General features: G+C 34.7%; 13 protein-coding genes. 5 read left to right on the top strand and 8 right to left on the bottom strand.

Features of this window, described 5'->3' with window-relative positions; genetic code table 11:
- Both JOE44_RS12825 and JOE44_RS12820 read right to left on the bottom strand, forming a co-directional pair.
- A complete protein-coding gene (locus JOE44_RS12825) occupies positions 1-951 on the bottom strand; it encodes a metallophosphatase (RefSeq protein ID WP_105684251.1) in 951 nt (316 codons plus the stop codon).
- Positions 951-1,709 carry a 5'-nucleotidase C-terminal domain-containing protein gene (locus tag JOE44_RS12820; RefSeq protein ID WP_209785889.1) on the bottom strand — a complete coding sequence of 253 codons (759 nt, stop codon included), beginning with the start codon at positions 1,707-1,709 and terminating at the stop codon, positions 951-953. The genes JOE44_RS12825 and JOE44_RS12820 overlap by 1 nt, the downstream gene beginning before the upstream one ends.
- A 107-nt stretch (positions 1,710-1,816) precedes the next feature.
- On the opposite strand from JOE44_RS12820, the gene dapA reads away from it, so the two are divergent.
- From dapA to JOE44_RS12800, 4 genes are all read left to right on the top strand, one after another.
- On the top strand, positions 1,817-2,689 hold the full coding sequence (gene dapA, locus JOE44_RS12815; RefSeq protein ID WP_105684249.1) for a 4-hydroxy-tetrahydrodipicolinate synthase: 873 nt from the start codon (positions 1,817-1,819) through the stop codon (positions 2,687-2,689).
- A 120-nt stretch (positions 2,690-2,809) separates the two neighbouring features.
- Positions 2,810-3,313, top strand: a complete 504-nt coding sequence (locus tag JOE44_RS12810) for a GNAT family N-acetyltransferase (protein WP_209785888.1) — start codon at positions 2,810-2,812, stop codon at positions 3,311-3,313.
- 296 nt (positions 3,314-3,609) lie between these two features.
- Positions 3,610-4,191 (top strand): AraC family transcriptional regulator, encoded by a 582-nt coding sequence (locus JOE44_RS12805; protein ID WP_105684247.1) that lies wholly within the window; start codon positions 3,610-3,612, stop codon positions 4,189-4,191.
- Positions 4,184-4,630, top strand: coding sequence for a response regulator (locus JOE44_RS12800; protein WP_209785887.1), 447 nt, complete (start codon positions 4,184-4,186; stop codon positions 4,628-4,630). The genes JOE44_RS12805 and JOE44_RS12800 overlap by 8 nt, the downstream gene beginning before the upstream one ends.
- Before the next feature lie 622 nt (positions 4,631-5,252).
- Here the strand turns inward: JOE44_RS12800 and recG are convergent.
- From recG to JOE44_RS12770, 6 genes are all read right to left on the bottom strand, one after another.
- Entirely contained in the window at positions 5,253-7,352 is a 2,100-nt protein-coding gene (recG, locus tag JOE44_RS12795; protein WP_348635072.1) for an ATP-dependent DNA helicase RecG, read from the bottom strand.
- A gap of 144 nt (positions 7,353-7,496) precedes the next feature.
- Positions 7,497-8,030 carry a thioredoxin fold domain-containing protein gene (locus JOE44_RS12790; RefSeq protein ID WP_105684245.1) on the bottom strand — a complete coding sequence of 178 codons (534 nt, stop codon included), beginning with the start codon at positions 8,028-8,030 and terminating at the stop codon, positions 7,497-7,499.
- 41 nt (positions 8,031-8,071) lie between these two features.
- On the bottom strand, positions 8,072-9,583 hold the full coding sequence (locus JOE44_RS12785) for a peptide MFS transporter (RefSeq protein WP_209785885.1): 1,512 nt from the start codon (positions 9,581-9,583) through the stop codon (positions 8,072-8,074).
- Positions 9,584-9,606: 23 nt separating this feature from the next.
- Entirely contained in the window at positions 9,607-10,596 is a 990-nt protein-coding gene (locus JOE44_RS12780; RefSeq protein ID WP_209785884.1) for a PDDEXK nuclease domain-containing protein, read from the bottom strand.
- Between the two features lie 62 nt (positions 10,597-10,658).
- Positions 10,659-12,413: a peptide MFS transporter gene (locus JOE44_RS12775; protein ID WP_209785883.1), complete on the bottom strand. Its 1,755-nt coding sequence runs from the start codon at positions 12,411-12,413 to the stop codon at positions 10,659-10,661.
- 134 nt (positions 12,414-12,547) lie between these two features.
- Positions 12,548-14,203 carry a peptide MFS transporter gene (locus JOE44_RS12770; protein ID WP_105684241.1) on the bottom strand — a complete coding sequence of 552 codons (1,656 nt, stop codon included), beginning with the start codon at positions 14,201-14,203 and terminating at the stop codon, positions 12,548-12,550.
- 144 nt (positions 14,204-14,347) lie between these two features.
- Here JOE44_RS12770 and JOE44_RS12765 point away from each other — a divergent pair, with 144 nt between their 5' ends.
- Entirely contained in the window at positions 14,348-15,172 is an 825-nt protein-coding gene (locus JOE44_RS12765) for a GLPGLI family protein (protein WP_209785882.1), read from the top strand.
- Positions 15,173-15,194 lie beyond the last annotated feature (22 nt).

Below are 15,194 nucleotides of genomic sequence, written 5' to 3'. Positions count from 1 at the left end.
TTATGCGGTTATGCTGCTATCTATTACCTGATTGTTCCAGGAAATATGCTGTACGTTTTTGTTTGTATCAAAATAAAAATCTATTCTGCCCAAAAGAAGTCCTGCCCATCCAACCTGGTTGACAAGAACATTTTTGCCCTGTCTGTTGGTAAAAGATTGAGGTTCTGGTAAGAATGTATGAGTATGGCCTCCTAAGATAATATCAATATTTTCTGTATTGGCGGCTAAAATTTTATCGCTTATTTTATTAGGTTCATCTCTGTAGTCGTAGCCAATGTGTGAAAGGCAAATTACCAGATCACATTTCTGATCTTTTTTCAGGAAATCTGAATAATGCTGTGCTACATCAATAGGATTGGAATACACGGTTTCTCCATACTGTTTTTTGCCCACAAGACCATCCAGCTGGATTCCCACTCCGAAAATTCCTACTTTGATGCCATTCTTGTTGAAGATCTGATAAGGGGAAGTTTTCCCATCAAGAACGGTATTTTTAAAATCATAATTGGAACAGATAAAAGGAAACTTCGCATTAGGAAGCACTTTTAAAAACCCATCAAGACCATTGTCGAAATCATGATTTCCCATGGTAGAGGCATCATATTTCATCATGGACATTAATTTGAACTCCAGTTCTCCTCCGAAGAAATTAAAATAAGGAGTTCCCTGGAAAATATCTCCCGAATCAAGAAGAAGAACATTATTTTCCTGATTTCTGATTTGTTGAATTAAATTCGCTCTTCTTGCAAAGCCTCCCTGATTGGGATTTTTTGTATAGCTTGCATCAAAAGGCTCTATTCTGCTATGTTGGTCATTGGTATGAAGAATGGTCAGTTTATTTGCTGATTTTACATTTAGGATTTTTAATTCTTCCGCCATCATCATATTGGGAGCTAAAGCCATTGCTAAAGATCCACCGCCTATTGCTTTTAAAAAACTTTTTCTATCCATTATTTCTTCCCGATAAAATTTAAACGAACCTCAGAATTTGCCACAACTTCAGGGGATTTCTTAAAATAATCAATAAATAAATCTCTCATTTTAATCCCTGTTGCAATAGATTCTCCTTTTGCGAAGAACTTCATATTGTCTCCTCCCAGCGCAAGATAGTCTGAAGTGGCAATATAATAATCTTTTGCCGGATCTACTGTTTTTCCGTTGATTAAGGTTTTGATTACCTGTCCGTTATTTGTTTCAATGTATAAATGAGAAACAGGATTGTTGACCTGCGTTTTTGCATAATACTCAAAAAGCCCCTGTAAATCTGCTCCTTTCATTTTTACAATGACCACCTCATTTTCGAAAGGCATTACTTCAAATACATTTTTAAGTAAAATATCTCCTTTTCCGATAGTGGTACGGATTCCTCCGATATTGATCAGCGCAGCATCTACGTTTTGCTTAAGATGAGTTTTAATCCATTCATTACCTCCTTCAAACGTATAGTCAGCTAAAAGATTTCCCAGATTGCTGTTATCACCCTGCTTGGTAAGATCCACATTCGTGTGTGAGATCTTCTGGTTCATTTCTTTGTCCAGTTTCTGCTTATAAGGCTCAATAAATTTTACAAACTCCTCATCATTCTTTAGCTCATTATTAATAGAAATATTTTTCTGGGTCTTTACATTCACAAGCATCGGTGCAGAAGCCGTTTTGCATGCTGTAAGGGACGCCAGAGCAATTCCTAGTAACAAGAATTTATTTTTCATAATCTCTTTTAGTATATGCAAATATAACTATATGTATAATAAAACATTATTATTTATTACAAATTCTTACTGTAAATTATTAAATTTGGCAAAAATAATTCTAACAGATGAGCATTTTAAAAGGAGTAGGTGTTGCATTGGTAACACCCTTTAATGAAGATTTATCCGTTGACTTCGATAGTTTAACAAAACTTGTGGAGTACAATATCGACAACGGGACCAATTATTTGGTTGTATTGGGAACAACGGCAGAAGCCGCAACGCTTTCTGCTGAGGAGAAGAAACAGGTAATTGAGCATATCATTAAGGTAAATAATAAACGTCTTCCTTTAGTGTTGGGAATTGGCGGTAACGATACTCTTGATGTCAAGAAACAGATTGAAGAAGCAGACCTTTCTGCATTTGAAGCAGTACTTTCTGTATCTCCATATTATAATAAACCTAACCAGGAAGGTCTTTATCAGCATTATAAAGCGTTAGCTTCCACAGGAAAAAATATTATCATTTATAATGTTCCTTCAAGAACCGGGCAGAATGTAGAAGCAGATACCACGATTCGTCTTGCAAAAGAATTCCCTAATTTGTTTTTGATTAAGGAAGCTGCACCTAATATTTTACAGTACTTTGATATTCTGAGAAAGAAGCCTGAAGGTTTTTCCTTAGTTTCCGGAGATGATGAATATACATTACCTGTAACATTAGCGGGAGGTGATGGTGTAATTTCCGTAATCGGGCAGGCGTATCCTAAAGAATTTTCTACTATGGTACAACTTGCTTTTGAAGGAAAGGTAAAAGAAGCTTATGAAATCCACAATAAGCTGGTAGATATTACCCGTCTGATTTTTGCAGAAGGAAACCCTTGCGGTATTAAAGTAATATTGACAGAAAAAGGGATTATTAAGAATTATCTGAGACTTCCTTTGGTAAAGGCTTCAGAAGGTCTTCATGCAAAAATTAAGGCTGAAATGGCAAACCTTTAATAATGAACTGACAGGATGAATTTTAATCATGTTTTAAGACTCATCAGTCATCATTGAACAATATAAAGAGTGAAAAGTTTAGGCTTTTCACTTTTTTTAATCATCATAGTATAACAAATCATGAAATTAAAACAGGCAACAGCTGCAGATATCCCGTTGATTCAGGATCTTGCGCGAAGATCATGGGAAAATGCTTATGCAGATATTCTTTCGAAGGAGCAGATGGAATTCATGCTTTCTGAAATGTATTCTGAAACTGAAATTCTCAATCATTTCCAAAATCCGCATTATCACTATTACCTTATTCAGGATGAAGATAATGATTGCTATGAAGGCTTTATCGGATACGAGCATCATTATGAAGAAAAAACCACCAAGTTGCATCGCATTTATCTGGTTCCGGAGAGCAAAGGAAAAGGGTTCGGGAAAGAAGCACTCCAGTTTCTCAATGAGAAGGTTTATGAAAACGAAAACGATAGAATTATTTTAAATGTCAATAAATACAATTCTGCCAGAAACTTCTATGAATCCCAAGGATACAGGGTTTATGATGAAGGTGTTTTTGACATCGGGAACGGGTTTGTAATGGATGATTTTCTGATGGAATTTCTAATTCACAGATGAATGACTTAAAATTTTGTAACTTTATCCTGTAATTCTATAACAAGTGATTTCTTTTTTTAATTCATCTTTGCTTCAGAACCAAATCACTTATTACAATACATTCATATGCTTGGTTTTGAGCTGAATCAGCTTTTTATCAGTATATTTTTTTCATCCTTAGTGTTTAAATTCCTGTATTCAATAATACAGGAGTTTTTTCGTATATATCGCAAAAGTAAAAAAAATAATGCTATTTCACTTTTAAATGAAATAAATTATTATATTTACTAAATAAAACTGGCTTTATATCTACTAGGATGAAAATGTATGTTAAATTTGATTTCAATGCCCTCTGCAAAAAGGTATTGGACGAGAAACTAAAAGAACACGGGCTGAAGTACAGGTTACTGAACTTCGGTGAAGTGGAATTCTATGAGCCCCTTACCCAAGAACAGCACAATCTTTTTAAGAAAAATCTTGAAGATTATGGTATCGAGATCATAGAAAGCCAAAAAACTGCTTTGGTACAGAAAATAAAAGATGCCATTGTAGAACTGGTCTTTTCTGATGAGATTATTCCGGTAAAAGCATCGATCTATATTTCTGAGAAGCTGAATCACAGCTACGGATACCTTTCCAATCTATTTTCAGAAGTAGCTTATACCTCTATAGAGAACTTTATTATTCTGCAAAAGATAGAGCATGCAAAAGCCCTGATTATAAGAAACAAGCAAAGCCTTACAGAAATTGCCCACAAGCTGAATTACTCCAGTGTGGCACATTTGAGTACCCAGTTTAAAAATACAACAGGAATCACTCCATCCCAGTTTCAAAAGATTATTGGCAGGCGAAGAAGAGTACAAAGCATGGTAATAAACCCTAAAATGCAGTATGAATAAAGAATTTCTGAACGTAATAGTAGCAGATAGCGATGACAATACATTGATTTTTTTTAAAAACATTCTAAAAGAGTTGAAAATCTCTGTAAAAGTTCAATGTTTCAGTAACGGAAAAAACCTGATGGAATATCTCAATAATGATGATGCTGTAGTTCCGGAAATTGTTTTTATCAACTACGCTATTCCTGGAAAGACAAGCATGGAATGCCTGGAAGATATCACTTCAAATTCAAAATTCAAGAATATGGTGACGGCTATTTTTTCTGAACCGATTCCGGAAAATGAAATAGAAGATATTTTCGTAAAAGGAGCTCACATTTTTATGAAAAAACAGGATTGTTTTGATAAGCTTAAAAAGGTGCTTACGGAAGTTATTACCATCAATTGGCAGTATCACACCTCAGGATTGAATAAAGATAATTTAATCCTGAAAGTATGATGAATAAAGGATTTACTAATTTAATATTAAGAAATCCTGAATCATATTTATTGCATACTATTCACAAATAAGTGATAATTTTATAACGAATAATTAAAATAATATAAAAGGCATCTGAATTAATATACTGACATTTGTAAAAGTAAACTCAGACACAAATTTCATTATATAGTAGAAGATACAGATGAATGAAAGGTAATTGTTTCTAAAAATAAAGAATTATATAAATCACGATGTTAGTTAACAAAATGAATTATAATAATTTTCCAATTTTAAAGCATAGAAGATCTTTAAACAAAACGGTACAATCATGAAAACTCAATAAGTAGTTGGAGGTATTTTTATTCGTTTCATTCCCTCATCTCCACCGAAAAACAGTTAGTTTTTATAATAAGCAAGTTGGAAAAAAATAATTCATTTTGTTTTTTATAATTTATTTTAATAGTTAGGTCTTAGACTATTTATCTATTATATTGTTATATAAATATTTTTTCACACCACACCACATCACAAAATATTAAGCCTAACTATTAAAATAAATTTATTTTGAACAGACCAAAAGTAATTTCTTCTAAATAACAGTTTTATAAGGGGGCCGCAGGAAAATTTTCTGCGGTTTTTTTTATGATATTTTACTCCATTTATTTTTCCCTTTGTAGTACCTGATATAATAGTTTTTAATAATCAGATTATCCTGTCTGGAAAGCATTGGATCTGCTTCCAGTATTCTTTCTACTATATTTTTTGTAGTTTTAATGATTGCCGAATCATTAATAAGATCCAGTCTTTTAAAATCTACCACGCCACTTTGCTGGGTACCCAGAATATCTCCCGGACCGCGAAGCTGCATGTCTACTTCAGAAATTTTAAAACCATCATTGGTCTCAGTCATGGTCTTGATACGTGTTCTGCTTTCTTTGGATAATTTATCGGAAGTCATCAGGATACAGTAACTCTGTTCGGCACCTCTTCCCACACGTCCTCTGAGCTGGTGAAGCTGTGATAGCCCGAACCTTTCTGAACTTTCAATCACCATTACAGAAGCATTGGGAACATTTACCCCCACTTCAATGACCGTAGTTGCCACCATAATTTCTGCCTTACCCGAAGCAAAATAAGCCATTGCAGCATCTTTTTCGTCAGGTTTCATCTTACCATGCAGCATGGTTACATTGTACTCTGAAAAATATTCCATGACATGCTCCAGGCCTTCCATCAGGTTTTTATAATCTAAGGTTTCAGATTCCTCAATAAGAGGATATACGAAATAAACCTGTCTGCCTTTCTTAATTTCATCTTTGCAGAAATTATATACATACAATCTGTCTTTTTCACGTCTGTGAGCAGTAATAATAGGCTTTCTTCCTACAGGCATTTCATCAATAACGGAAACATCAAGATCAGAATAAAAACTCATAGCGAGAGTTCTGGGAATCGGTGTAGCGGTCATCACAAGAATGTGCGGCGGAATTTTATTTTTAGCCCAAAGTTTAGCCCGCTGAGCAACTCCAAATCTATGCTGCTCATCAATGATGGCTAATCCCAGGTTTTTAAATTTAACCTTGTCTTCTAAAACCGCATGAGTTCCCACCAAAATAGAAAGGGTACCATTTTCCAGTTCTTCATGGATAATTCTTCTTTCCGCTGCTTTGGTTGAACCTGTCAGGAGACGGATATTGATTCCTGTTTTTTCTAAAAGTTCTTTAATTCCATTATAATGCTGCTGGGCGAGAATTTCCGTAGGTGCCATCAAACAGCTCTGAAAACCATTGTCCATAGCGATAAGCATGGTAAGAAGGGCTACCATTGTTTTTCCTGATCCTACATCACCCTGTAAAAGCCTGTTCATCTGAATAGGCCTCTTCATATCCACTCTGATTTCCTTTAAAACTCTTTTCTGTGCATTGGTAAGTTCAAAAGGAAGATGGTTTTCATAAAAATCATTGAAATGATCTCCAATAATTGGAAAAGGATTACCGTGAGACTGCGTTTTATGATGTAATTTCTTTAAACCATATCCTAACTGAAAGAAGAATGATTCTTCAAATTTCAACCGGTAGTCCGCTTTATCAAAATGTTCCTGATCTTTTGGAAAATGAACATTCAGAAAAGCATGTTGTCTGGACATAAATTTAAAGGTTTTCATCAGATACTCCGGAAAATTCTCTTCAATAAGATTCGAAATCTCTTTGCAGATATTTCTTAAAGCATTCTGAAAAAATCGTTGATTTAAACCTCTTTTAGTCAATTTTTCAGAACTTGGATAAATCGGTTTAAGACGCGTTTCACCTTCTTTTTTTTCTTCTGCTTCTATTTCCGGATGAGGCATAGAAAACTGTCGGTTGAAAACATTGATTTTTCCAAAAATATAAACCTCTTTATTGATGGGAAGCTGTTCTTTCAGCCATTTGGAATACTGAAACCACACCAGATCCATACTGCCGGTATCGTCATTGAATTTTGCAGATAACCTCTTGGTTTTCCCCGTTTGGATTTCCTGTACCTGAGTAATTTTTCCTCTTAGCTGGATTTCCTGACTACTTTCTTCCTGAAGCTGGGATATTTTATAAATTTTGCTTTTATCCAGATAACGGATAGGGTAGAAGTTCAACAGGTCTTCAACAGTTGATAATCCCAACACACTTTTGATGAGTTTGGCTCTTTCCGGACCTATTCCTTTTACGTATTCTATGGAAGTTTCTAAAGTCATTTTTGATTTGATATCTGGTTTCAATATCTCCAGATCTGTATGAAAAAACAAAGGTTCGAATTTCGGTAAAATAAAAAAGACTTCCAAAAAAATTGGAAGTCTGTATAGTAAATTTTTAGAATTGAACCCGAAAATTGGGGTTTTTGAAGTTCTAAATTACTCTTTGATTTTAGATTTGAACTTTTTTTGGTAGTCTTCCCACTGTTCTCTGGTTTTAATCTTTTTGAACAAATCTTTTGAGATCAGTTCCAGATAAGGTTCCAGTTCTTTAGCGGATAATTCTCCCTGAAGAATGGTAATAGGATCTCCGTGCTCATCCAGAAATACAGTACTCGGAACAGCTCCTACATTCATGTATTGTGTAAACTCGTGCAGGGAATTCTTTCCTTTTTTGTGCTCACTGTTCGGATTGGAAAATGTTCTTCCAAAGATTTCAATGCTCTTTTTTTCTTCTGCATTAAACTTTACCGGATAGTAATTCTCATTGAGAATCTGAGCAATGACAGGATGTCCATATGTTTTTTTATCCATGATTTTGCATGGGCCACACCAGTCTGCATAAAAATCAATCAGTATTTTCTTGGGATTTTCTTTTTGGGCTTTTAAGGCTTCTTCAATGGTCATCCACTTTACTTGAGCAAAACTGAAATTTAATAAAAGTAAGAGGATTATGCTTAAAATTTTCTTCATATTGTGATATTTAGGTAAAAATAAGCATAATTACTTATTTTTTATTTTACATCTTGCATTAATTTTTTCACGTACGGAGATATCAAAATTAATACCACTCCGGCAATTATCGCATATAATCCCAATTGTTTATATCCATCAGTATAAGTGATCAATTCATCATAGTTGGTAGAACCTTCTTTTGAAGTGGCAAGACTGGCTCCGATAATCCCCGCAACATACTGTCCGTAAGCTGAAGCAAGAAACCACATTCCCATCATCATCCCCTGAAGATTTTTGGTAGAAAGCTTTGTCATGATGGATAATCCGATAGGAGAGAGACATAATTCCCCGAGAGTAATGATTAATAAGGCCAGAGTGAAGAAATTCAATGAAGTAATTCCCTGAAGGTCTGCAAATAAACGGGTAGCAAATAAGACATAATATCCTAATCCCAGGAAAATGAATCCTAATCCGAATTTGATAATGGTGTTGGGTTCAATTTTTCTTTTATTCAACCAGATCCAAAGAAGTCCGATTATTGGGGCAAGGAATATAATGAAGAATGCACCACCTGAGTTATTCACACCATTTGGGTCTAACCCGAAAAGATCTTTGTTCAGGTTCTTAGCCGCAAAAATACTTAAAGAACCTCCACTTTGTTCATAGATTCCCCAGAAGATGATGGAGAATATAATGAAAACCAATGCTGCCCAAAGTTTTTTACGCTCGGAAGCTGTTACTTTAGACATTTCATAGAATAAATAGATTAAAGTCAATGGCCCGATTGTCCACATAAAATAATCCGTGTATTCTGTTTTGGCAACCATGGTCATAATAATGGGTACAAAAACCAATGACAAAACATATACTCCATATTCTTTCCATTTTGGTATGGGAGCTGTTTTTTCTTCTGCTAAAGGATGTCCCGGCTGTAGACCAATAGTTCCCAGTGTTCTTTGGGTGAATACAAAGTTAATCAGGCTTATTACCATTACTATTGAAGCCAATCCAAAAGCAATATGCCATCTCATCTCTTCTGGGATAATATTACTTAGAAATTCTCCTTTTCCAATAGCAATACATAGATAACCTCCCAGTAAAGCACCTAGGTTAATACCTGCATAGAAGAGTGAAAATCCTGCATCGGCTCTTGAATCATTAGGTTTGTAAAGTTGTCCTACCATAGATGAAATATTAGGTTTGAAGAAACCTGTACCTACTACGGTAAATGCTATTCCTAAGAAAAAGAATTTGTGTGGATCAGTAGCAAGGATTAAACTCCCTACGATCATCAGGAGACCACCCCAGAACAGGGATTTTCGGAATCCTAAAATTTTATCGGCAAAAAGACCACCTATAAAAGTAAAGGCATATACGAAAGCCTGGGTGGCACCGTATTGAAGGTTGGCTTCTTTTTCATGGAAATTAAGTTGGGAGATCATAAAGAAAACCAACATTCCACGCATTCCGTAGAAACAGAAACGTTCCCACATTTCAGAGAAAAACAGACTCCAGATTTGTCTGGGATACTTTCCTTTGAAATTTTGTATTTCATCTAAAGTTAAGCTCATAATGATATATGATTAAGTTCTAATTAAGGGTTTTTATCTTTCTGATCCAGTTCAAAACGGATTCTGTCCTGGTCAATAATTTGTTTTAATTCTTCTTCTTTTGGGAGGTACAGCAGGTATTTGCTGGCAAATAAATTGTTTTTATCATTCAAAATGGAATATTTTACAATAGTTTCATCCTTTTCTGAACATAATAAAATTCCGATGGTTGGGTTATCTCCTTCACCGCGTTTTAGATCATCATACATTCTTACATACATATCAATCTGCCCGATATCCTGATGAGAAAGTTCTCCGGTTTTTAAATCAATTATGACAAAGCATTTTAAGATGTAATTGTAGAAAACAAGATCAATGTAGAAGTCCGATGTATCTGTTGAGATATGTTGTTGCCTGGCTACAAAAGCGAACCCTTTCCCGAATTCCAATAAAAACTTCTGGATATGGTCAATAATGGCTGTTTCAATTTCTTTTTCAGAGAATTGTTCATCAGCTTTTAACCCAAGAAATTCAAAAATATAAGGATCTTTTAAAACACTGTGAATACTTTCCGAAGAAGACTTTTTATGTTCTAAAACCCTTTCGTAAGCTAGCGAATTGATTTGTCTTTTGAGATCTCTTACGTTCCAGTTATTTTGTACGGATTCATTTAGATAATAATGTCTTTTGTCTTTATTATCCTGACTTGAAAGTAATCTGTAATGTGACCAGCTCAATTGTTGAGACAATGTGTCAACAATTGGAAATGCAGTGTAAAACTTTCGCATATTGGATAAGTTGGTATAATCAAACCCTTTTCCAAATTCTAAGGTAAGCTTCTGAGAAAGTTTTTTCAGCGTATATTTTCCATATTCTGCACGTTCTTTTCCCTGTTGTTCATCTTCAACAATAAGTTTTCCAATTTGCCAGTAGGTAAGCAGTAAAGTAGAATTCGCTATTCGAAAAACTTTTTCGCGCGACTGTCTAATGATTTCCTTTACGGATTGGAATAAAGAATCTTCGGAAATTTCCATCGTACGAAAATAAAAAAAACCTCTGACTTAGCAGAGGTTTTATTCATATTTTGTTAATGCAGTTAGTTTACACCATGCATCATTTTCTTTAAGATAGGTGAAATTAAACCTAAGATGACAGAAGCAATACCACAAAGTACTACGAATACCATGAAGAATTCAAATAAGTTGTGGATTTCAAATCCTACAAACGTAGGGTTGTGTAATGGAAGCTGAGCCTTATCAAAAGCCGCTACCTGATCTGCAGTTAAAGTCACTTTTTTATCTAGTACATCCTGAAGATTTACTCCTATTTCTTCTGCTTTTTTAAATTTATCACCTGTTGCAGGGATAAGTGCTCCCAATGAACCTGCCAATGCATAACCAGCAGCGTTAGAAATGAAGAAAACACCATATAATAATGAAGCAAATCTTTTCGGAGCAAGCTTACCTACTAGTGATAAACCGATTGGAGAAAGACAAAGCTCACCACAAGTCTGAATGAAATAAAGTAACATTAACCATTTGATTGCTAATAAACCTGAGTTTCCAAGATCCTTTACATTGTGTGCAATGATGAAATAAGAAAGAGCGATCAATGCTAATCCCATTGCTTGTTTGAAAGGAGATACCGGCTCTTTTCCTTTTGCTCTCAGTTTATCCCAACATAAACTGAAAGGAACTGCTAAAAGAACTACGAAAATTCCGTTGAAGATCTGAACCATTGAAGGAGGCATATTCCATCCGAAAATGTTTCTGTCTGTTTGGTTGTCTGCAATAAATGTTAATGAAGATCCTGCCTGTTCAAATGCTGCCCAGAAGAAAATAATAAAGAATGATACGATATAGATTACCCAGATTCTTTGTCTTTCAATTTTATTTTCTGCAGAAGACATAATCAGGAAGGCAAGGGAAATACCTGCGGAATAGATAAAAGGATAAATAATTCCTTTGATCATTTGACCCATTTCCACTGAGTTAAACCCAAGTTCTCCTACAAGTAAATATCTAAATACAAAGAATAGAACAACAAATATAGCTACCGTAATTCCTAAGAATGTACCAGAGAATTTTGCTGTTTGCGTTTCTCCTTCTTCGAAATCTGCACTTGTATTATTTTTAGGTAATCCTCCTATAGGTCTTCCTTCCGGAGTTACTACATATTTGTTTTTAAGAATAAAGAATGTTATCGTTCCGATTACCATGGCAATAGAAGCCGCCAAGAATCCCCATTTGAAAGCAAAAATATCTCTTACTCCAGTGGTCGCATCTTTTACGTCTCCTACGTATGGACAGATGAACTGACCTAAGAACGCCCCAATGTTAATCCCCATATAGAAAATGGTGAAAGCAGAATCCAGTTTAGATTTTTCCTGCTTTGGATAAAGGCTTCCTACCATTGAGGAAATATTCGGTTTGAAGAATCCATTACCGAAAATAATAACGAATAATGCCAGCCACATAATAAGTTTGGCACTTCCGATATCTGCGGAGAAAGTAGAGGCACTGATGAATAATAGGAACTGACCAATCGCCATTAATGATCCACCAATGATGATGGCATATCTGTTTCCGATGTATTTATCAGCAATAAATCCTCCCAAAAGAGGGGTTAGATAACATAAAGCTAGAAATCCACCATAGATGATCGCTGCATCGGCTTCTTTTATTAATAAGGAATTTACCATGAAGAGCGTCAAAAGAGCTCTCATTCCATAAAAGTTGAAACGCTCCCACATTTCTGTTCCGAAAAGAACCCATAATCCTTTAGGATGCCTGGAATTCTTATTCTCTACAAATTCATCCGGCTTCGGACTCAATGCTTCAATATTATCCATTTCTATTGTTAATTTTTGTTAAGACTGACAAATATAGTTTATTTTGGGTTTTTGGCAAGGTTTTAATTTTATTTTTAAATAAAAAAGCTGCGGAAGGATTCCGCAGCTTACTTATCTTTATAATAATAAGGATTTTAATGCCCTTTTTCAGTCATAATTTTATTCAGTCTTTTTAACATAGAAAGACCTAAAAGTGTAGCAAATATTAACAAGGCAAAGTTAACAAGGAAATAATTCGTTTTGTTTTCATAATTATACCATGTACTTGCCAGGATACCTGAAAGTTTATTTCCCACAGAGTTAGCCAGGAAGAATCCTCCCATCATCAATGCGGTAATCCTTGCAGGAGAAAGTTTAGAGACAAAAGAAAGTCCCATTGGAGATAAACATAGTTCCCCGATAGTAATTACTCCATAACTGGCAACAAGCCATAATGGTGAAACTTTTACAGATCCATTTTCTCCGGCCATCACCGCTAAAACCATTACCAGACAGGAAAGACCGGAAATAAATAATCCTAAAACAATCTTGGTAGGCGTTAAAGGTTCTTTTCCTTTTCTTCTCAATAATGCCCAGAATCCTACGATAACAGGCGTAAGAGCAATAACCCAGAATGGATTGATAGACTGGAATAATTCTGTATTGTATAAATATACTTTGTTTTCAGGGTTTTTCTCAAGGGCAGCACGCTGTTCCGGGGATATATTTTTAAAATAAACATCTTTTCCCATTTCCTTTTTAGTTTCCCCGTTGTCGTCTTTCTGAGAACGGAACTGGTTGTCATAAACAGGGGTTTCTTTGTCCTCATAACTTTTCCCTTCTACCATATAGATTCCTTCTAATGGCTTTTCAAGAGAGGCAGGAACACTTCTGTCTGTATAATAATTTGCCCATCTTGTCAAAGCTGTTCCGTTTTGTTTGAAAACAGCCCAGAAGAACATACTGATAAGAAATACAGAAAGTAAAGCTCCAATAGGTGCTTTTTCGTCCGGTTTAGCTTTGAAATAAAGAGATGCGTAGAAGTAGATTACAGGGACACATGCGAAAATAAAGGCATCTGTACTGTCGCTTCCAAAAATATTATTAGGAATAAACCAACCTATTGCTCCGGCAACGATAGCAGGAACGAAAACTTTAAGCATAATTTCAGAAAGCTTCGTATCTCCTTCCTGTACAGGTTTCATCTGAGCAGCGTGGATATAATGCTTTCTTCCTATGGTGAAAATAACCATACCGATAAGCATTCCTACACCCGCAGTGATGAAAGCTTCACCCCAACCGAATTTATTACGCATAAAAGCGGCAATAATATTACAGATAAATGCTCCGATATTGATTCCCATATAGAAAATATTATATCCGGAGTCCTTGTTAGCTTTATAAGGTTCTTCAGAATAAAGATTTCCTAATAGGGTTGAAATAGTGGGTTTAAAGAACCCGTTTCCTATTATAATTAATGCCAGAGAAGTATAAAATAAAGGTAAATCTTTAAAAACACCCATTCCTATATATCCTGCAGCCATTAAAAAACCTCCAAGATAAATAGATTTAATATATCCTAATACCCTGTCTGCCAGGAATCCTCCAATGAAGGGTGTAAGATAGGTTAAGGCAATATACGTTCCGAAAATGTCATCAGCAGTTTTATCCGGAAGTCCAAGTCCACCTTTCATGCCCGTAGGCTCAATAACATACAGAACAAAGATTCCAAGAATCAGGTAATACCCGAAACGCTCCCACATTTCTGTAAAAAAGAGATAGGGCAGCCCTTTAGGATGTTTAGTCTTCATATTTTCAATTTTCAAATTCCTCAAAAATAAGTTTTTAATTTCAATTGATAAAATAAATAATACTTGCCCTAAATGATTAATGAAATAAATATAAAATTGCTTTGACTGAAATAATAAGTTTTTTTAAATTGACCCAATTAAACTATGAAAAAGCTATTATTTTTATTACTGGGAACGTTTATTTGTTTTTCACAGAGTAACAGATTTATTTATGAAGTCACTTCTAAGAAGGATTCTGCTTCTCAAAACTTGATGAAAGAAAATTTTAATCTTGACACTACGCCCGATGATATTGCCTATTACAATAGGTTCTATTATATCAATGATTCATTATTTGCTGCCAAAAATCAATACGGATATAAAGGCTATAAGCTGACTTCGTTTCTGATAAAGAAAAATAACAGCAATGAATATCAGAACTATGAATATATAGGAGATGTGAATTTTTATAAAATCAACGAAAAGTCAGAGCAGCACTGGAAAATCTCAGACAGTACCAAAACATTTGGAGGCTATCAGGTTCAAAAAGCAACCACTCAATTTGGAGGAAGAAACTGGGTAGCATGGTTTTCCAAAGATATTCCTATTCCTTACGGACCTTATAAGTTTAATGGTCTGCCCGGACTTATTATGGAGCTGTATGATGGGAAAAAGGACTATTACTTTAAAGTTATTAAAAGTGAAAAAATCCAGGATTCCTATAAACGGATTTCATTAGAAAATTCTGTTTCCAGAGCAATCTCTACTAATCAGGCTAAACTGGATAAATTGAAGTTGGAATTATATGATAGTCCTTTTAAATATATATTGAATGGAAGACTTGTTTTAACTGAAGGGAAAAAATTAGAACTTGAAGACGGTACCATTCTCACCAAAGAACAGTTGAAACCAGCTGAAGCTAACGAAAGAAAAAAAATAAAGTCTTTTAATAATCCAATAGAGTTGGATAAGGCTGTAAAATATCCTTAATAAAAATCCCTTTCAAAATATT

It is taken from the genome of Chryseobacterium sp. PvR013 (assembly GCF_017833095.1).
Taxonomy (GTDB): domain Bacteria; phylum Bacteroidota; class Bacteroidia; order Flavobacteriales; family Weeksellaceae; genus Chryseobacterium; species Chryseobacterium culicis_A.
The sequence above is the reverse complement of the archived record's forward strand: the minus strand, read 5'-3'. Positions and strand labels throughout refer to the sequence as shown.